The organism is Xylophilus sp. ASV27 (assembly GCF_016428875.1).
Classification (GTDB): Bacteria; Pseudomonadota; Gammaproteobacteria; order Burkholderiales; family Burkholderiaceae_C; genus Xylophilus.
The window spans coordinates 1-19,086 of the sequence record NZ_JAELTO010000001.1; the positions used below are offsets into that span (position 1 = coordinate 1).

The 19,086-nt window shown below is 68.7% G+C and carries 16 protein-coding genes; 12 read left to right on the top strand and 4 right to left on the bottom strand.

Annotated features, from left to right (window positions below; genetic code table 11):
* The 4 genes from JHD63_RS00005 to JHD63_RS00020 all read left to right on the top strand — a co-directional run.
* Positions 1-998: molybdopterin molybdotransferase MoeA (locus JHD63_RS00005; protein ID WP_198968603.1), on the top strand; the 998-nt coding region annotated here is incomplete at its 5' end.
* On the top strand, positions 995-1,249 hold the full coding sequence (gene moaD, locus JHD63_RS00010; protein ID WP_198968604.1) for a molybdopterin converting factor subunit 1: 255 nt from the start codon (positions 995-997) through the stop codon (positions 1,247-1,249). The genes JHD63_RS00005 and moaD, both read left to right, overlap by 4 nt.
* Positions 1,250-1,503: 254 nt before the next feature.
* Positions 1,504-2,658 (top strand): hypothetical protein, encoded by a 1,155-nt coding sequence (locus tag JHD63_RS00015; protein WP_198968605.1) that lies wholly within the window; start codon positions 1,504-1,506, stop codon positions 2,656-2,658.
* A 528-nt stretch (positions 2,659-3,186) separates the two neighbouring features.
* Positions 3,187-3,633, top strand: coding sequence for a hypothetical protein (locus JHD63_RS00020; protein ID WP_198968606.1), 447 nt, complete (start codon positions 3,187-3,189; stop codon positions 3,631-3,633).
* A gap of 185 nt (positions 3,634-3,818) precedes the next feature.
* On the opposite strand, the gene JHD63_RS00025 is transcribed toward JHD63_RS00020, so the two are convergent.
* Positions 3,819-4,802: a 4-hydroxy-tetrahydrodipicolinate synthase family protein gene (locus JHD63_RS00025; protein ID WP_198968607.1), complete on the bottom strand. Its 984-nt coding sequence runs from the start codon at positions 4,800-4,802 to the stop codon at positions 3,819-3,821.
* 156 nt (positions 4,803-4,958) lie between these two features.
* On the opposite strand from JHD63_RS00025, the gene JHD63_RS00030 reads away from it, so the two are divergent.
* The gene (locus JHD63_RS00030) at positions 4,959-5,486 is read left to right on the top strand and encodes a molybdenum cofactor biosynthesis protein MoaE (protein WP_198968608.1); all 528 of its coding nucleotides are present in this window, start codon (positions 4,959-4,961) and stop codon (positions 5,484-5,486) included.
* Positions 5,487-5,536: 50 nt separating this feature from the next.
* Here the strand turns inward: JHD63_RS00030 and JHD63_RS00035 are convergent, their stop codons facing one another.
* The gene (locus tag JHD63_RS00035) at positions 5,537-6,511 is read right to left on the bottom strand and encodes a Bug family tripartite tricarboxylate transporter substrate binding protein (RefSeq protein WP_198968609.1); all 975 of its coding nucleotides are present in this window, start codon (positions 6,509-6,511) and stop codon (positions 5,537-5,539) included.
* 158 nt (positions 6,512-6,669) lie between these two features.
* On the opposite strand from JHD63_RS00035, the gene clpB reads away from it, so the two are divergent.
* From clpB to JHD63_RS00055, 4 genes are all read left to right on the top strand, one after another.
* Positions 6,670-9,273: an ATP-dependent chaperone ClpB gene (gene clpB, locus JHD63_RS00040; protein WP_198968610.1), complete on the top strand. Its 2,604-nt coding sequence runs from the start codon at positions 6,670-6,672 to the stop codon at positions 9,271-9,273.
* A gap of 37 nt (positions 9,274-9,310) precedes the next feature.
* Positions 9,311-9,631, top strand: a complete 321-nt coding sequence (locus tag JHD63_RS00045; RefSeq protein WP_198968611.1) for a hypothetical protein — start codon at positions 9,311-9,313, stop codon at positions 9,629-9,631.
* A 12-nt stretch (positions 9,632-9,643) separates the two neighbouring features.
* Positions 9,644-11,017 carry an amidase gene (locus tag JHD63_RS00050; RefSeq protein WP_198968612.1) on the top strand — a complete coding sequence of 458 codons (1,374 nt, stop codon included), beginning with the start codon at positions 9,644-9,646 and terminating at the stop codon, positions 11,015-11,017.
* Between the two features lie 123 nt (positions 11,018-11,140).
* A complete protein-coding gene (locus tag JHD63_RS00055) occupies positions 11,141-12,325 on the top strand; it encodes an acetyl-CoA C-acyltransferase family protein (RefSeq protein ID WP_198968613.1) in 1,185 nt (394 codons plus the stop codon).
* Positions 12,326-12,327: 2 nt separating this feature from the next.
* On the opposite strand, the gene JHD63_RS00060 is transcribed toward JHD63_RS00055, so the two are convergent.
* Positions 12,328-13,215: an AraC family transcriptional regulator gene (locus tag JHD63_RS00060; protein WP_198968614.1), complete on the bottom strand. Its 888-nt coding sequence runs from the start codon at positions 13,213-13,215 to the stop codon at positions 12,328-12,330.
* 372 nt (positions 13,216-13,587) lie between these two features.
* On the opposite strand from JHD63_RS00060, the gene JHD63_RS00065 reads away from it, so the two are divergent.
* Positions 13,588-14,829, top strand: a complete 1,242-nt coding sequence (locus JHD63_RS00065; RefSeq protein WP_198968615.1) for an MFS transporter — start codon at positions 13,588-13,590, stop codon at positions 14,827-14,829.
* Between the two features lie 73 nt (positions 14,830-14,902).
* Here the strand turns inward: JHD63_RS00065 and JHD63_RS00070 are convergent, their stop codons facing one another.
* Complete coding sequence (locus JHD63_RS00070) at positions 14,903-16,030, bottom strand: sigma-54-dependent Fis family transcriptional regulator (protein WP_198968616.1); 1,128 nt, start codon at positions 16,028-16,030, stop codon at positions 14,903-14,905.
* A gap of 176 nt (positions 16,031-16,206) precedes the next feature.
* Between JHD63_RS00070 and JHD63_RS00075 the strand changes: the two genes are divergently transcribed.
* Both JHD63_RS00075 and JHD63_RS00080 read left to right on the top strand, forming a co-directional pair.
* Positions 16,207-16,680: a (2Fe-2S)-binding protein gene (locus JHD63_RS00075; RefSeq protein WP_198968617.1), complete on the top strand. Its 474-nt coding sequence runs from the start codon at positions 16,207-16,209 to the stop codon at positions 16,678-16,680.
* A gap of 10 nt (positions 16,681-16,690) precedes the next feature.
* Complete coding sequence (locus JHD63_RS00080; RefSeq protein WP_198968618.1) at positions 16,691-19,084, top strand: xanthine dehydrogenase family protein molybdopterin-binding subunit; 2,394 nt, start codon at positions 16,691-16,693, stop codon at positions 19,082-19,084.
* Positions 19,085-19,086: the final 2 nt, after the last annotated feature.

Sequence of the window (19,086 nt, forward strand, 5' to 3'; positions counted from 1 at the left end):
CCCCCCCCCCCCCCCCCCCCCCCCCCCCCCCCCCCCCCCCCCCCCCCCCCCCCTTTTTAGATGTGTATAAGAGACAGATCCCGCCCGGCGCCGACGCCGTCGTGATGCAGGAGCAGTGCACCGCGCTGCCCGAAACCGAATCCGTGCGCATCACCATCGCGCCGCAGCCCGGCCTGGCGATCCGCCGCGCGGGCGAAGACGTCGCGCGCGGCGCCGTCGTGCTCGCGCGCGGCACCCGCCTGGGGCCGGCCGCCCTCGGCCTGGCCGCAAGCATCGGCCGCGCGCAACTGCGCGTGGCGCGGCGCCCGCGCGTGGCGCTGTTTTCCACCGGCGACGAACTGCTCATGCCCGGCGACCTGCCGCCCGCGCAGATGCCGCCCGGCGCCATCTACAACTCCAACCGCTTCCTGCTGCGCGCGCTGCTGCTGCGCGCCGGCTGCGAGGTCAGCGACCTGGGCATCGTGCCCGATCGCCTCGACGCCACGGTGCAGACCCTGCGCGGCGCGGCCGCAGAGCACGACCTGATCCTGACCAGCGGCGGCGTCTCGGTCGGCGAAGAAGACCATGTCAAGCCGGCCGTGCAGTCGCTCGGCACGCTCACGCTGTGGCAGATGGCGATCAAGCCGGGCAAGCCCTTTGCCTACGGCCGGATCGGGCCGGCCCACTTCATCGGTCTGCCGGGCAACCCGGTATCGAGCTTCGTCACCTTCCTGATGCTGGTGCGGCCCTTCCTGCTCCAACTGCAGGGCGCCGCGCGGCTCACGCCCGAGCCGCTGCGGCTACCAGCGCACTTCAACTGGGGCAAGGCCGAGCGACGGCGCGAATTCCTGCGCGTCGCGCGCAACGCCCAGGGCGGCCTCGACCTGTTCGGCCACCAGGGCTCGGGCGTGCTCACCTCCATGGTCTGGGGCGACGGCCTGGTCGACAACCCCGCCGGCACCGCCATTGCGCACGGCGACCTGGTGCGCTTCCTGCCGTTCGCGGAGCTGATGGCATGAAGACGCTCACCGTGCGCTACTTCGCCTCGGTGCGCGAAGCCGTCGGCACCGCCCAGGAAACGCTGCGCACCGACGCCGCCACCGCCGGCGCCCTGCGCGACCAACTCATCGCCCGCGGCGGCGCCTGGGCCGAAAGCCTGTCGCGCAGCCGCGCCGTGCGCGTGGCCGTGGCGCAGGAACTGTGCGACGAGGCCGCCGTGCTGCAAGACGGCGCGGAAGTGGCGTTCTTTCCGCCGGTGACGGGCGGCTGAAGTGCGCGGACGGTACCCTGGGAACAACTCTTTGCAGGGGCCGAAAAAAACGTGGCTGTGCTTGATTTTTGTCAAAGAAGGCTTCCTGAGTGGGAGGTTTTCTGCATCCGCGGTCCTGTATGGGAAAGTAATTTCTTCAAAAGATAAAGCAACATACAGTGCAGTTCCGAACCAGCGAAAGGTCGCGCCATATGAATATCGATAGGTTCGCAGGGTTTTTCTCTTTGCTTCGTCCTCGAAAAAACGCGGGGCTCATGAAAATTGCAGCCATTGCAATGGCGCCCTTCTTTTCTTCAGGCGCGGCGGCGATCGAGCCGGTCTATCTTGACGTGGTGAAATCAATCGTCGATTCCGCACCACCGAACAGCAAGTATTTTCACATCTCGGTCGGCTTGAATGTGAAGAACTCCATAGCGGATCTGGTTGCAGGGAATTACAAGGACAGGATGCCAGACTTTTCCGATACGGAAAATGCGGTGCTGGCTTCCATCAAGGGGGAGTATGTCGAGTCAGCCGTCTGGCGAAAAAATCTGGGTGGCATGAGCCTCTATGTCACCAGGGCCGGGCTCGATGCGATCCTGGCGAACCAGAACGTTCGCTCCATCATGCCGGCGAATGAAAGAGGAACTATCTTTGATCCTTATGGCGATCTGAAAAAAATCGAGCAGGAGATCTCAGTCAAAGGCGTGGCCAGGGTCAATATCATCCCGGCGAGCACGGCCTGGACATGGGAGTTGGGGCGCGACGGGATGTCGGTGTTCAAGATTCGAGAGGGCGCAGTGCCGCAGGCGATTGCCGCCAAGGAGAACATTGTCAAAGTGCTGGCGCCTTGGGGTATCAAAGATTATTCCATCACTGGAAACGAGTCGGTAGGCAGCGGTGGAAAGATCGTCTCTCTTGATGCCACGATCAATATGGAAGGTTTTTATGCCCTGAATAACAGGGCAGACATAGTTTCCCTTCGGCCTATTGATGTAGTGGGCAATAGAGTTATTTTGTCTAACGCTGTGCAGAAGTTTGACGAAGAGGCACTGAACGAGGCCAAGGTGGGAGGCCATGCTACAGTTCTGATTGATCTGAAGCGGCAGCCTGGCTACCTCCCTGGGGGTGGTATTCTGGGGCCTGATGTTCAACGGTCGCAAGAAGAGTCCTTGAGGAAGGCTTTTGACGAAATATTGGCGGGGCTAAGCGAGGATGGAAAAAAGTCAATATCGTATTTCACGCGATGGGCTTCGGTTGCGGCGCGGCTCTCTTATGCGGATCTGCTGTTGTTGTATAAAAATGCTGACCCACGCATAGATAGAGTTGATTTGAGCCGGCCCCTGGCAACTGTGTCGCTGAATGTCAGCACTGGCAATGAATTCGGCTCGTCCCCACCGCCCAGGTGGATCAGGTCGTTGACTTCTTAACGCTCACCTATTCCACAACTGCGTTCGTTCCGATGGGTGGTGGGGTATATGCGGTTATTCCAAGAATCAAGTTTTTCTGAATGCTGCGAATTTAGTCGTTGATTTCGTGGCGCAGCCCCGCGATTGACGGCGCGGAGTGGCGTTCTTTCCGCCGGTGGCGGGCGGCTGAATGCAAAGCCTGCCCGGAGGGCCTCAATGAAGAATGGAAGATATCGACGTGCGCTCATCCTGGTCGCTTGAGCATCGGTGAGCGTCGCCCTCTATTTCCTTTACTCCGCGAGCCAATGGGGCGCAATCAGAGCCTTCGCTCCGGTGTAGGATTCTGCGGATGGAAAGACCCTAAAAAGAATCCTGCGGGAGTATGTGGCCAGGCGGGAGTCCTCAGTCCTCGACCGGCTGGGGGAAGTGAGGGATCATTTTCATGCCTATTCCAGGTCCGGAAACGGCAGGAGCCCCAGGGAGGTTCTGCTGGAGGCGCGGCACGGGAGGATAATAAGTGGCAACGAGTATTTTGGAGAAATCGCTCACATGCTGGGCGTCGATGTGGAAAATCCTGTGGAACTGGTCCAGGAAATCGTCGGCTCAGGCAACAGGTATGGCCTTGATGTGATGTGCTGGACGCTGCGCAGCGCGCCATGGATAAAGGATTCGTCCTTGGATGAGAAGCGGCGGATTTTTGATTTGATCGCCGCGGCCGCGCCGAAGTTTGCAGGCGACATGTTGCGCCTTAGTATTTCGGATGTTGGATTTTATTCGGCCTGGATAATCGCGCAGGAACAGTTCTACACGGGCGATGATTTTCTTGGCTATCTTGACGACTTCATCGTGATCAAGACAACGGAGCCACGGGAGCTGTTTGTCATTCTCGATGCGGGATACGACGGAAAATTGTCGAACGCCGGTAAATACCGCTTGGTGCAATTCATCGGCAAGGTCACGAAGGACTACGTTACCAGCTACCTGAACAATGGGTAGGCGCAAGCCATCCTGTCCAGGAGTCCGAGGCCACAGGTCCGTCAGTAGACTTTCCCCGTGGCCTTTGGCGTATTTTGTTTCCCCTATCAGCCACGGGGGCGACGTCATGATCCAGCAGGACTCCTGGCGACCTATTTCATTGCTTCACCGCAGAAGTGGCAGGGGGCTCAAGGGAGTTGCCGGGCTTATCCCAGGCCGGCCAGCCGCGTGCAGAGCGCGGCCGAGGCCGGCACCATCGGCGCGCGCAACTCGTTGCGCAGCCAGCCCGCCTGCGCCAGCAGTGCCTTGATCGGCGCGGGATTGGGCTCCGCCGCCAGCGCCTCGATCCTGGGCAGCAGCGCGTGCCACAGCTGTCGCGCGTCGTCCAGCCGTTGCTGCGCCAGCCGTTGCAGCACTTGCACGAAGCGTTCGGTCTGCCAGTGCGCGCTGGCCGCGATCGCGCCTGCGGCGCCCAGCGCCACGCTGCCGAAGATCTGCGCATCCTCGCCGGCGAGCACCTGCAGCCGGCCGTCGGCGATCAGGGCTGCGGTCTTCGACGGGTCGCCGCCGCAGTCCTTCACGGCCCGGATGTTGGGGTGCGCGGCCAGCGCCAGCAGGGTTTCGCGCGCCAGCGTGACGCCGGTGCGGTAGGGGATGTCGTAGACGATCAGCGGCGCCGGGCTGGCGTCGGCCAGGCTGCGGAACCAGTGCCGCAGGCCGTCCTGGGCCGGCCGCACATAGCTGGGCGCGGACAGCAGCAGGCCGGCCAGCGGGCGCGTGGCCAGGGTGGCGATCCAGTCCCGCATCTGGCCCAGGTGGCAGCCGCTGGCGCCCATCACCACGGGCATTCCGGCGGCGGCGTCGAGCACCGTGTCCAGCACGGCGAGCTGCTCCTGGCGGTCGAGCGCGGCGGCCTCGGCGGTCGAGCCGCAGGCGACGAAGCCGGCGATGCCGCTGGGCTTCAAGCGCCGCACCAGCGCGCGCAGCGCGGCATGGTCCACCGCGCCATCGGCGAAGGGGGTGACAAGGGGAATCCACAGGCCGGCAAAGCCAGGGGCGGAAGGGGCGGTTGAGGTAGGCACGCTGTCATCCTTTGCAGGAAAACGACCGAGGGACAACCGCCATCGGAGTGCGCGTACGAAAAGCCCGGAGAGAGGGAGAAGGGGAGAAAGGGCGGTTCCATCGCTCATCCGAGGACGGAACCGCAGCTCCGGTCAGATGAGCTGGAGTTTTTTGGCTTTGGCCGCAGCACGCAGGCCGGCCGCCGCGTGCGGGGCGGCGGTGCGAAGGGCTTGCGGGTGGCGCGACATGGGGCGATTCTAGGCCCCAGTGCCACAATCCGCCGCATGACGTCCTCGCGCAACAGCCCCCGTGTCTCGATCCAGAGCGCCGACTTCGACCTGTCCGCCGAAGTCGCGGCCCTGCGCGTGGGCGATGGCGGCGTGGGCGCGGTGTGCAGCTTTGTCGGCACGGTGCGCGGCCACAGCGAGGGGGCGGCCGTGGCCTCGATGGAGCTGGAGCACTACCCCGGCATGACCGAGAAGGCGATCGAGGCGATGATCGACGCGGCCCATGCGCGCTTCAACATCCGCTGCGCGCGCGTCATCCACCGCGTGGGCCTGCTGCAGCCGGGCGAGCAGATCGTGCTGGTGGCGGTGGCCTCGGCGCACCGGGGCGAGGCGTTCCAGGCCTGCGAATTCCTGATGGACTTCCTCAAGACCCGGGCGCCGTTCTGGAAGAAGGAGCAGACGCCGGCCGGCGCCCGCTGGGTCGATGCCCGCGCGAGCGACGATGCGGCGCTGGCGCGCTGGCGCGCCGAGCATGGGCCGGCACCGGGCACTGAGGCCTCGAATATGGGTCGAGAAGGCCTGTAGCCCAGGTACCATCTGGGCTTGTTGCTATAATTTATATAGCATTCTGTGCGTCACTGCGGCTGGAATCCCGAGGTCTTGATGATGCGTGTCCAGGCCTGGGTGTAGGCCTTCTCGCGTGCGGCGAAGCTGCGCTGGGGCATGTACTGCACCGCCAGGCCCAGGCCGACGAAGCGCTCGAGCACTTCCGGCTGCGCCAGCACCTTGGCCAGTGCGTCGGAGAAGCGGTCGATCACTGGCTGCGGCGTGCCGGCCGGCGCGAACACGCCGTAGTAGGGCATGTCTTCGAGCCCGCTCAGGCCCAGTTCGCTGAAGGTGGGCACGTTGGGTAGCAGCGTCTGGCGCTTGTCGCCGACCACGGCCACGATGCGCAGCTTGCCGGCCTTCTGGTTCTCGATGAAGTCGGGCACCGAGCCGATGCCCGCGGCGATCTGGCTGCCCAGCATGTCGGCCAGCATGGGCGCGCTGCCGCGGTAGGGCACGGGTTGCAGGTCCAGATGGTACTTGTCGGCCACCAGCTTGACGGTGAATTCGGGCGTGCTGGCCGGCGCCGGAATGCCCACGCTGCTCTTGCCGCCTTGGGCCTTGACCCAGGCCACGTACTCGGTGAAGGTCTGCGCCGGCGTGCTGCCCGACACCGCCAGCGCGTTGGCGAAGGTGGCAAAGCCGGCCACCGGCACGAAGTCGCGCGCCGGGTCGAAGCCCGGGTTCTTCACGACCTGAGGCAGCACCGAGATGGTGTGGTCGTGGGTGACGAAGAAGGTGTGGCCATCGGGCGCGGCGGCCTTCAGTGCCTGCGCGGCGATCTGCCCGCCGGCGCCGGCGCGGTTTTCCACGATGACGGTGGTGCCCAGCAGGGGCTGCAGCCGCTCGGCCAGCGTGCGGGCGATGGCGTCGGTGCCGCCGCCCGGGGGGAAACCGACCAGCAGCCGGACCGGCGTCTGGGTCTGCGCCAGGGCCAGGCCCGAGGCGAGGCCGCAGGCCAGCAGGGCGCCAAGGGCCAGGGCGCGTCGTTGCAGAGAGATCATGGAAAAGCTCCGGGTGAAAAGGAAGGGCAGGCCGGCCGCGCGGGCGCGGGCCTGAAACATACAGCCACGAGCGTACAGTCATCAAGTCCAGCAGGCCGCCGCGCTTGAATCATGCCCCGCGATCCCCAATTGCCCTGGCAACCGGAGGTTCATTCCCAATGCGACAAGACAAACTCACCACCAAATTCCAAGAGGCGCTGGCCGACGCGCAGAGCCTAGCGCTGGCGCACGACAACGCCTACATCGAGCCGGCCCACCTGCTGGCGGCCATGCTGCGGCAGGAGGAGGGCCCGCGCGCGCTGCTGCAGCGCGCCGGCGTCAACCTGGCCGGGCTGCAGGCCGCGGCCGATGCGGCGATCCGCAAGCTGCCGCAGGTGCAGGGCCAGGACGTCAGCGTCGGCCGCGACCTGGCCAGCCTGCTGCAGGCGACCGAGAAAGAAGCGCTCAAGCGCGGCGACCAGTTCATCGCCGGCGAGCTGTTCCTGCTGGCCGTGGCCGACGCCAAGGGCGAGGTCGGCGACATGGCGCGCGCCAACGGCCTGAGCCGCAAGAGCCTGGAGGCGGCCATCGAGGCGGTGCGCGGCGGCCAGAACGTGGACAGCGCCGACGCCGAGGGCCAGCGCGAGGCGCTGAAGAAGTACACGCTGGACCTGACCGAGCGCGCCCGCCTGGGCAAGCTCGACCCGGTGATCGGCCGCGACGACGAGATCCGCCGCGCCATCCAGGTGCTGCAGCGCCGCAGCAAGAACAACCCGGTGCTGATCGGCGAGCCGGGCGTGGGCAAGACGGCGATCGTCGAGGGCCTGGCCCAGCGCATCGTCGCCGGCGAGGTGCCCGATTCGCTCAAGGGCAAGCGCGTGCTGTCGCTGGACATGGCCTCGCTGCTGGCCGGCGCCAAGTACCGCGGCGAGTTCGAGGAGCGCTTGAAGGGCGTGCTGAAGGAGCTGGCCAAGGACGAGGGCCAGACCATCGTCTTCATCGACGAGCTGCACACCATGGTCGGCGCCGGCAAGGCCGAGGGCGCGATGGACGCCGGCAACATGCTCAAGCCCGCGCTGGCCCGGGGCGAGCTGCACTGCGTGGGCGCCACCACGCTGGACGAATACCGCAAGTACATCGAGAAGGACGCCGCGCTGGAGCGCCGCTTCCAGAAGATCCTGGTGGGCGAGCCGAGCGTGGAGGCCACCATCGCCATCCTGCGCGGCCTGCAGGAGAAGTACGAGGTGCACCATGGCGTGGACATCACCGACCCGGCCATCGTCGCCGCGGCCGAGCTGAGCGACCGCTACATCACCGACCGCTTCCTGCCCGACAAGGCGATAGACCTGATCGACGAGGCCGCGTCCAAGATCAAGATCGAGATGGACTCCAAGCCCGAGGTGATGGACAGGCTCGACCGCCGCCTGATCCAGCTGCAGATCGAGCGCGAGGCGGTGCGCCGCGAGAAGGACGAGGCCTCGCAGAAGCGCTTCGCGCTGATCGAGGACGAGATCGCCAAGCTGCAGAAGGAGATCGCCGACTACGACGAGATCTGGCAGGCCGAGAAGGCCCAGGCCCAGGGCAGCGCCCAGGTGCGCGAGGAAATCGACAAGCTCAAGTTCCAGATCGAGGAATACACCCGCAAGGGCGACTTCAACAAGGTTGCCGAGCTGCAGTACGGCCAGTTGCCGGCGCTGGAAAAGCGCCTGAAGGAAGCGCAGGCGGCCGAGACCAGCAAGGGCAAGTCCAGCGCGCCCACGCTGCTGCGCACCCAGGTCGGCGCCGAGGAGATCGCCGAGGTGGTGGCGCGCGCCACCGGCATCCCGGTGGCCAAGCTGATGCAGGGCGAGCGCGACAAGCTGCTCATGATGGAAGACCGCCTGCACGAGCGCGTGGTCGGCCAGGACGAGGCGATTTCCGCCGTCGCCAACGCCATCCGCCGCTCGCGCTCGGGCCTGTCGGACCCGAACCGGCCCACCGGCTCCTTCCTGTTCCTGGGTCCCACGGGCGTGGGCAAGACCGAGCTGTGCAAGGCGCTGGCGGGCTTCCTGTTCGACAGCGAAGACCACCTGATCCGCATCGACATGAGCGAGTTCATGGAGAAGCACTCGGTCGCCCGCCTGATCGGCGCGCCGCCGGGCTACGTCGGCTACGAGGAGGGCGGCTACCTGACGGAGGCCGTGCGCCGCAAGCCCTACAGCGTGGTGCTGCTCGACGAGGTCGAGAAGGCGCACCCCGACGTGTTCAACGTGCTGCTGCAGGTGCTCGACGACGGCCGCCTGACCGACGGCCAGGGCCGCACCGTGAACTTCAAGAACACGGTGATCGTGATGACCAGCAACATCGGCTCGCACCACATCCAGGCCATGGTGGGCAAGCCCTACGACGAGATCAAGGACGTGGTCTGGGACGAGCTGAAGAACCACTTCCGGCCCGAGTTCCTCAACCGCATCGACGAGACCGTGGTGTTCCACGCGCTGGATGCGAAGAACATCGAGTCCATCGCCGCGATCCAGCTCAAGACGCTGCAGCAGCGCCTGGCCAAGCTCGACCTCACGCTGCGGGTGTCGCCCGCGGCGCTGGCCGAGGTCGCCAAGGTCGGCTTCGATCCCGTGTTCGGCGCGCGGCCTTTGAAGCGCGCCATCCAGCAAAGGATCGAGAATCCGCTGTCGAAGCTGCTGCTCGAAGGCCGCTTCGCACCGAAGGAAGTGATCACGGTGGACGTCGACCCGGTGCGCGAGCCCGGGGTGTTCCATTTCGGTTCGGCCGAGCCCGCGCATTGAGGCGGGCGCGGCCCGCCGCCAACAGGAAAGAGTTTCAGTGACAGGTCTGGACAACTTCATCGCGGGCGTGGTCCGCGTCGTGCTGCGGCTGGCCCTGGTGGCCGCCGCGGCAGTGCTCGCCATCTGCGTGCTGTTCGTTCTGGCCGTGCTGCTGTGCCTGTGGGGCCTGCGCCAGCTCTGGGCGCGGCTCACCGGGCGCCCGGTCGGCCCCTGGCACATGGGATTCGATCCGGGGGCGCGCTTCCAGCAGGCCCGGCGCGCCTACAGCGCGGCGGGCCAGTGGTCGCCCCGGCGCCCCGAGGGGGCCGCGCGCAAGGCCGAGGACGTGACCGACGTGGTCCCGCGCGAGCTGCCCTGAAGCGGCACTGAAATGCTCCCGACCATTGCCACCCTGCGCGCGCGCATCGCGCGCGGCGAACTCACGCACGAGGCGCTGGTGCGGCAGGCCCTGGAAGGCGCCGCCGCACCTGCCGCACGGCACGTCTTCACCACCCTGTACGCCGACGCCGCGCTGGCCGCCGCGCGCCATGCCGATGCCGCCCAGGCCGCCGGCGTGGCGCTGCCGCCGCTGGCCGGGCTGCCGGTATCGGTGAAGGACCTGTTCGACGTGGCCGGCGCCACCACGCTGGCCGGCTCCATCGCCTGCCGCGGCGAGCCCGCCGCCACGGCCGACGCCGCCGCCGTGGCGCGCCTGCGGGCGCAGGGCGCGGCCCTCATCGGGCGCACCAACATGAGCGAGTTCGCGTTCTCGGGCGTGGGCCTGAACCCGCACTACGGCACGCCGCGCAATCCGGCCGATGCGCAGGTGGCGCGCGTGCCGGGCGGCTCGTCGTCCGGGGCGGCGGTGTCGGTGGCGCTGGGGCTGGCGGTGGCCGGGCTCGGGTCCGACACCGGCGGCTCGATCCGCGTGCCGGCGGCGCTGTGCGGGCTGGTCGGCTTCAAGAGCACGCAGTCGCGCGTGCCGCTCAGCGGGGCGTTCGAGCTGTCGCGCACGCTCGACACGGTCTGCGCCATGGCGCGCAGCGTGCAGGACTGCCTGCTGGCCGACGCCGCCATGGCCGACACGCCGCTGGCCGTGCGCCGCCGCCCGCTCGACGGCCTGCGGCTGGCCGTGCCGCAGGTGCTGGTGCTCGACGGCCTGGAGCCCGCCGTGGCCCGCGCCTTCGAGCGCGCGCTGCAGCGCCTGTCGGCGGCCGGCGCGCGGGTGCTCGAACTGCCGCTGGCCGAACTGGTGGAGATCGCGCGCATCAACGCGCTGGGCGGTTTTGCCGCGGTCGAGGCGCATGCCGTGCACCGCCGGCGCCTGGCCGAGCGGCGCGCGCAGTTCGATCCGCGCGTGGCCCTGCGCATCGACACCGGCGCCGGCGCCAGCGCGGCCGACTACATCGCCATGCACGACGCGCGGCGCGACTGGATCGCGCGCGTCGAGCAGCGGCTCGAAGGCTTCGACGCGCTGGTCTGCCCCACGGTGCCCATGGTGGCGCCCGAGACTGCCGCGCTGCTGGAGTCGGACGAAGCCTTCTTCCGCGCCAACGGCCTGCTGCTGCGCAACACCTTCGCCATCAACTTCCTGGACGGCTGCGCCTTCAGCCTGCCGTGCCAGGGCGCGGGCGAACTGCCGGTGGGGCTGATGCTGGCCTCGGTGCGCGGCGACGATGCGCGGCTGGCGGCGGTCGCGCTGGCGGTCGAGGCAGAGCTGGAGCCGATCGTTGCTATGGGTCAGATAGCGCGAAGCCCTGGTTGAACGTGCGTTTCAGGTGGTTTTCATCGTGAAACAAAGATCCTTCCAGGGCTGATTGCTATATTTTGTGCAGCAATTTGGCTCCGTAGAATTTCTCCTGCACTCTCACACAAGCAGGAGAACGACTTGACCCCACGCGAGATCTTCATCGTCGGCAGCGCCCGCACGGCCATCGGCACCTTCGGCGGCGCGCTGAAGGACGTGCCCAACACGCAGCTCGCCACCACGGCGGTCAAGGCCGCCATCGAACGCAGCGGCGTGGCGCCCGACGCCATCGGCCACGTGGTCATGGGCAACGTGATCCCGACCGACGTCAAGGACGCCTACCTCAGCCGCGTCGCGGCCATCGACGCCGGCTGTCCGGTGGAGACGCCGGCCTTCAACGTCAACCGCCTGTGCGGCTCGGGCCTGCAGGCCATCGTGTCGGCGGCGCAGGCGATCGCGCTGGGCGACTGCGACATCGCCATCGGCGGCGGCTCGGAATCCATGAGCCGCGGCCCGTACTTCGACACCGCCGCGCGCCACGGCGCGCGCATGGGCGACGCGGTGCTGCTCGATTACATGCTCGGCATCCTGCACGACCCGTGGGAGAAGATCCACATGGGCATCACCGCCGAGAACGTGGCCGCGCGCTACGGCATCACGCGCGAGCAGATGGACGCGCTGGCCGCCACCAGTCAGCAGCGCGCGGCGGCGGCCATCGCGGCCGGCCGCTTCAAGGAGCAGATCGTGGCGGTCGAGGTGAAGACGCGCAAGGGCGTGGTGCCGTTCGACACCGACGAGCACGTGCGCGCCGACACCACCCTCGACACGCTGGCCAAGATGAGGCCCGCTTTCAAGAAGGACGGCCTGGTCACCGCCGGCAATGCCTCGGGCATCAACGACGGCGCCGCCGCCGTGGTGCTGGCCGAGGGCGGCCGCGTGCGGGCGCTGGGCCTGAAGCCGCTGGCGCGCCTGGTGGGCTACGCGCACGCTGGCGTGGAGCCGGCCTACATGGGCATCGGCCCGGTGCCGGCCACGCGCAAGGTGCTGGAGCGCACCGGGCTCAAGGTCGGCGACTTCGACGTGATCGAGTCGAACGAGGCCTTCGCGGCGCAGGCCTGCGCGGTCATGCAGGAGCTGGGCTTCGACCCGGCCAGGGTCAACCCCAACGGCTCGGGCATTTCGCTCGGCCACCCGGTCGGCGCCACCGGCGCCATCATCACCACCAAGGCCATCGCCGAGCTGCAGCGCACCGGCGGGCGCTATGCGCTGGTGACCATGTGCATCGGCGGCGGGCAGGGGATCGCGGCGGTGTTCGAGCGGGTGTAGGGCTACGCCTTGTTCTGGAAGTGCCGCGGCGAGCGGCCCAGCGCGGCGCGGAACATGGCGGTAAAGGCGCTGTCGCTCGCGTAGCCGCTGACCGCCGCCACGTGGCCGACCGGCGCGCCGCGCGCCAGCAGCGGCAATGCATGGGCCAGCAGCGCCTGCTGGCGCCACTGCTGCCAGCTGGTGCCGAGTTCGTCGCGGAACAGCCGGGCCATGGTGCGCTCGCTGGCGCCGGCCTCGCGCGCCCAGTCGGCCAGGGTGGCGCGCCGCGCGGGCGCCTGCAGCACCGCCTCGCACAGCGCGCGCAGGCGCTTGTCGCCGTGCTCGGCATGCGGCAGCGGCACGCCCATGCGCACCTGCGGCGCGCGCTGCAGTTCGTCGCACAGCAGCGGCCAGACCAGCGCCTCGCGCCGGCGCAGGGCCTCGCGCGCGGCGGCATCGAGCCAGGGCGCGCCGTCGGGAGTGGTGTCCAGGGCCAGCGCCAGCGCGCGCAGCAGCTCGCTCACCTCCAGCACCAGGCACTGCCGCCAGCAGGGGGCCCAGGCGGCGTCGTCGAGCTGCAGGTAGACGGTGCGCAGCTCGGCGTCTTCCATCACGGTGACCGAGTGCTCCACGCCCGCCGGCACCCAGACCGCGCGCGTGGGCGGCACGATGTAGGTGCCGCTCTGCGTGCCCATGCGCACCAGCCCGGTGGTGGAAAACGTCAGTTGCGGCCAGGGGTGGTGGTGCGGCTGCACCACGGTCTCGGCCACCAGCATGCGCTGCTTGGCGCGTACCGGGCGCTCGTCCGTGGGCAGGAACAGGTGCGGCGTGAGCGAGCCCAACTGCGGGCCGGCGGGCTCGCGCGCGGGCTGGGCGCGGCGTGGACGGGCGCGAGGGGCGTGGGTTGGCATGTTTCCGATGGAAGTTGTCGCTTTGTCGCAATTCTGCCGCAGCCCGACGGCCTGGGGCGTGTCATCATTTATTTCGTCCCCGCGAAAGCCTGTAGCGCGGTGCAGTGCAAGGCGCCCTGAGCGCTGCGTAGCTCTGCTACGTGAGCGAAGGGCAACGCCGCAATGCGCCGCGCTACAGGCTTTCCCTGCGGGCTGGCCCCGGCATGCGGCGTCTGCTTTGTCGCACGGCTTGCCAATAGCGGTGCTATTGGCGGCGCCGCGCTTCGCGCATCCATCCGCATGCCGGGGCCAGCGCGGGGGTGAAATAAATGATGACACGCCCTAGCATTGGAGCTTTCCGAATGCCCCCTCTGCGCATCGCCGCATTTCCGTATGGCCCACTCCTCTAACGGCCCCGTGCCTTCCGTCCCCGCATTGCGCCAGGACGCCACTTTGATCGGTCTGGTCGGCCTGGCGCACGGCATCAGCCATTTCAGCCAGTTGCTGCTGGCGCCGCTGTTTCCCTGGCTCAAGGAGGCGTTCGGCGTGGGCTATGCCGAGCTGGGCTTCGTGCTGACCGTGTTCTTCGTCGTCTCCTGCGCGGTGCAGGCGCTGTCGGGCTTCATCGTGGACCGCTACAGCCCGCGCCCGGTGCTGTTCGCCGGGCTGGGCCTGCTGGCGCTGGCGGCGTTCTGCTATGCGCTGGCGCAGAGCTACGCGATGCTGCTGGTCTGCGCGGTGGTGGGCGGCATCGGCAACGGCGTGTTCCACCCGGTGGACTACACCCTGTTCAACCGCAAGGTGGCGGCGACGCGGCTGGGCCATGCCTACAGCGTGCACGGCATCACCGGCAGCCTGGGCTGGGCGCTGGCGCCGGCCTTCGTGGTGCCGCTGGCCGTGGCGTTCTCGTGGCGCGTGGCCATGGGCGCGGCCGGCGCGCTGGCGCTGGCGGTGCTGCTGGTGCTGTGGCTCAAGCGCGGCCATCTGGTGTTGCAGAAGGCGGCGGTGCAGAAGGCCGCCGGCCCCGCCGGCCCAGCCGAGCACAGCATGGCCTTCCTGCGCATTCCGGCGGTGTGGATGTGCTTTGCCTTCTTCTTTTTCTACGCCGCCTCGCTCAGCGTGGTGCAGGCCTTCGCGCCCGAGGCCGCGCGCCAGCTGCATGCGGTGCCGGTGGCGCTGGTGGCGACCTGCCTGAGCATCTACATGGTCTGCAGCGCGGGCGGCATGGTGCTGGGCGGCTTCCTGGCGGCCGACCCGACGCGCTGCGAGCGCATCGTGGGCGTGGGCTTCGGCGTGGCGGCCTGCGTGGCGCTGGCGCTGGGCTTTCTGGACATGCCCGCGCTGGCGGTGCCGGTGCTGTTCGGGGTGATGGGCTTTGCCGCCGGCATCGCCGGGCCCTCGCGCGACCTGCTGGTCAAGCGCTCCACGCCCGAGAACGCGACCGGCCGCGTCTACGGCGTGGTGTATGCGGGGCTGGACATCGGCCAGGCGCTGTCGCCGCTGCTGTTCGGCGCGCTGATGGACCACGGGCAGTACAGCGGCGTGCTGCTGGGGCTGGCGCTGGTGCAGGGGGTGCTGATCGCCAGCGCCTTCAACGTGCGGCGGGTGCGCAGGAGCCCGCTGGTGCCGGCTTGAGCGGGTTTGGGGGCTTTTTCTCTGGTTTTTGAAGAAAAAGTGCCTGTAGCCCAGGTAAATTCTGGGCTTATAGCTATCGATTTGATAGCGTTTTCTGGTTCTTCCTGCCGAGCCGCCCGAGTTTGCGGTACACCGTCGCGCGGCTGATGCCCAGGGCGCGCGCGGCCTGCTGCACGTTGCCGTGGGCGTCCTCCACCGCCTGGTGGATCAGCGCGGTTTCGATGTCGCGCAGCGGCGCGGTGGCGACGCTCGGTGCATGGCCGTCAGGCACCGATGGCAACGCATGCACGCGCAGGCCGGACCACAGCGGCATGGCCAGCGGCGCGGCGCCGGCCGTACTGCGCGCGCGGTCGAACAGGATTTCCCAGGGCAGGGCGAACAGCTCACTGCAATGCGCGCGTGTGGCGGGTCGGGCCAGTCCGGAGACGATCTGGCGCGCGGTGGTGTTGCCGCCGACCACCCAGCCCTCGGCGTCCAGGCAGAGCAGGCCGTCGGCGTCGTCGCCCGCGAGCCGGCCGGGCCAGTTCAGCCGCACCCGCAGCGCATGCGGCTGCGCCAGCACCAGGGCGTTTTCGATGCTGTGCGCGGACTGCGCGGCCAGGTGCATCAGCTCGGGCCGCTCGGGCGTGTCGATGCCGGTGAGGTCCAGCATGCCGACGCAGCGGCCATCGGGCCCGGACACCGGCGCGCCGGCGCAGCTGTAGGCGGCGTTGTCGTCGAAGAAGTGCTCGCCGCGGTGCAGCCACACCGGCTGTAGTTCCGCCAGGGCCGCGCCGATGGCCGAGGTGCCGATGGCCGCTTCGGACAGGTCGGTGCCGATGCGCGTGAGCACTCGCGCCCGGCGGTCCCCGGGCCCGGGCGCGCCGTGCACGTCGAGCACGATGCCCTGGGCGTCGGTCAGCACCGCGAAGTAGCGCGTGCCGGCAATGGCCGGGCCGAGCCGCTCGAGCGTGGGCCGGGCGGCTGCCACCAGCGCCTGCCCGGCGTCGCGCACGCGCCGCGCCTGCGCGTCGGGCACGAGGTTGAAGTCCACGCGCCGGCGCGGGTCGTGGCCCTGCTGCAGGCAGCGCCGCCAGGAGCGCTCGATCCAGGCCGGTGTCCGTGTGTCGGGCAGGGGCCGGCCCTCGAACAGCACGGCCTGGCGTGCCGCATGGATGGCGTGCAGGCGCGGCTGCGCGCCGGGGGCGGATGGGGTTTGCATCGTGGGTTCTCCGGGGCCGCGCGGGGCGGGCCGACTGTTGCATTCTGAGAATTTCCGTGGGCCGGTGCAATGAACCACGGGTTTTGCCTAGGGTTGCCGCCACGAGGGGCTTCAACAATGGCCTGCCGACCGCCCGCCTCCCGAAGCGGGCGCGCACCACAAGGAGACACGCCCCCATGTCCATCGAACTCACCGTCAATGGCCGGCCGCGGCGCATCGATGCGCCGGCCCATACCTTGCTGGTGCAGGCGCTGCGCGAGCAGTTGCAACTCACCGGCACCCACGTCGGCTGCGACACCGCGCAGTGCGGCGCCTGCACCGTGCTGGTGGACGGCCGCGCCATCAAGTCGTGCAACGTGCTGCTGGCCCAGGTCGCGGGGGCGCAGGTCACCACCATCGAAGGCCTGGCGCAGCCCGACGGCACGCTGCACCCGATGCAGGCGGCGTTCAAGGAGTGCCACGGCCTGCAGTGCGGCTTCTGCACCCCGGGCATGGTGCTGAGCGCGGTGGACCTGTGCCGCCGCCATCCGCAGGCCGACGCGCGCGAGATCCGCGAGCAGCTCGAAGGCAATATCTGCCGCTGCACCGGCTACCAGAACATCGTGCGCGCGGTGCAGCAGGCCCAGGCCGCCACCGCCGCCGCAGCCTGAGGAGATTGTCATGGGTGCATCCGATTTTTCCAGGCTGCCGCACATCGGCGAGGCCGTCCGCCGCAAGGAGGACCTGCGTTTTCTCACCGGCGCGGGGCAGTACACCGACGACGTGGTGCTGGCGCACCAGAGCCACGCCTTCTTCGTGCGCTCGCCGCACGCGCATGCGCGCATCCGCGGCATCGACAGCGCCGCCGCATCGGCCATGCCGGGCGTGCTGCGCGTCTTCACCGGCCAGGACATCGAGGGCAAGATGAACGGCCTGCCCTGCGGCTGGCTGATCCACAGCACCGACGGCAAGCCCATGAACGAGCCGCCGCACCCGGTGCTGGCCATCGGCAAGGTGCGCTACGTGGGCGACCACGTGGCCATGGTGGTGGCCGAGACGCTGGAGCAGGCGCGCAACGCGGCCGAGGCCGTGGTGGTCGACTACGAGGTGCTGCCCGCGGTGGTCGACGTGCGCGACGCCGCCAGGGGCGGCCGCGAGGCACTGCACGACGCCGCGCCGGACAACAACTGCTTCCGCTGGGCGCTGGGCGACAAGGCGCAGGTCGATGCCGCCTTTGCGCGCGCCGCCCACGTCACCAGGCTCGACCTGGTCAACAACCGGCTGGTGCCCAACGCGATAGAGCCGCGCGCGGCCATCGGCGCCTACAACCGGGCCGCCGACGAGTACACGCTGTACGTCGCCAACCAGAACCCGCACGTCGAGCGCCTGCTGATGACCGCCTTCGTGCTCGGCCTGCCCGAGCACAAGGTGCGCGTGATCGCGCCGGACGTGGGCGGCGGCTTCGGCTCCAAGATCTACCTCTATGCCGAGGACGTGTGCCTGACCTGGGCCGCCAAGCAGCTCAACCGCAGCATCAAGTGGACGGCCGACCGCAGCGAAGCCTTCCTGTCGGACGCCCATGGCCGCGACCACGTCAGCCATGCCGAAATGGCGATGGACCAGGACGGCAGGTTCCTCGCGCTGCGGGTGCACACCGACGCCAACCTGGGCGCCTACCTGTCCACCTTCGCCTCGGCCGTGCCCACCATCCTCTACGGCACGCTGCTGGCCGGGCAGTACACCACGCCGCAGATCTACGTCGAGGTGGACGCCTGGTTCACCAACACCGCGCCGGTGGATGCCTACCGCGGCGCCGGCCGGCCCGAGGCCACCTACCTGCTGGAGCGCCTGGTCTCGCGCTGCGCCTGGGAGATGGGCCTGGCCCAGGACGAGATCCGGCGCCGCAACTTCATCACCACCTTCCCCTACCAGACGCCGGTGGCGCTGCAGTACGACGTGGGCGACTTCCACGCCTGCCTGAACCGCGCCAACGAACTGGCCGAGGTGGCGGGCTTTGCCGAGCGGCGCGCCGCGTCGCTGGCCAAGGGCCTTCTGCGCGGCCTGGGCTATTCGAGCTACATCGAGGCCTGCGGGCTGGCGCCGTCGAACGTGGCCGGCGCGCTCGGCGCGCGCGCGGGGCTGTTCGAATGCGGCGAGGTGCGGGTGCACCCGACCGGCAGCGTGACCGTCTTCACCGGCTCGCACAGCCACGGCCAGGGCCACGAGACCACCTTCGCGCAGGTGGTGGCGGCGCGCCTGGGCATACCGGTGGAGAACGTGGACGTGGTGCACGGCGACACCGGGCGCGTGCCCTTCGGCATGGGCACCTACGGCTCGCGCTCGATCTCGGTCGGCGGCGCGGCCATCATGAAGGCGCTGGACAAGATCGAGACCAAGGCCAAGAAGATCGCCGCGCACCTGATGGAGGCGAGCGACGCCGACATCGACTTCGCCAACGGCGAATTCACCGTCAAGGGCACGGACAAGAAGATCCCGTTCGGCCAGGTGGCGCTGACCGCCTACGTGCCGCACAACTACCCGCTGGACAAGCTGGAGCCGGGCCTGAACGAGACCGCCTTCTACGACCCGACCAACTTCACCTATCCCGGCGGCACCCACATCTGCGAGGTCGAGATCGACCCCGACACCGGCACGGTGCGGGTCGACCGCTTCACCGCGGTGGACGACTTCGGCACCATCATCAACCCGATGATCGTCGAGGGCCAGGTGCAAGGTGGCCTGGTGCAGGGCATAGGCCAGGCGCTGATGGAGAACTGCGTGTACGACCGCGAAAGCGGCCAGTTGCTCACCGGCAGCTTCATGGACTACGCCATGCCGCGCGCTGGCGACTTCCCCGACTTCCGGCTCGACACCGTCTGCACCCCCTGCACCCACAACCCGCTCGGCACCAAGGGCTGCGGCGAGGCCGGCGCCATCGGCTCGCCGCCGGCGGTCATCAACGCCGTGCTCGACGCGCTGCATGGCGCCGGCGTGACCGACTTCGACATGCCCGCCAGCGCGCACCGTGTGTGGCAGGCGCTGCAGGCGGCCAAGGCGCCGCAGGCCCGCGCCTGAGC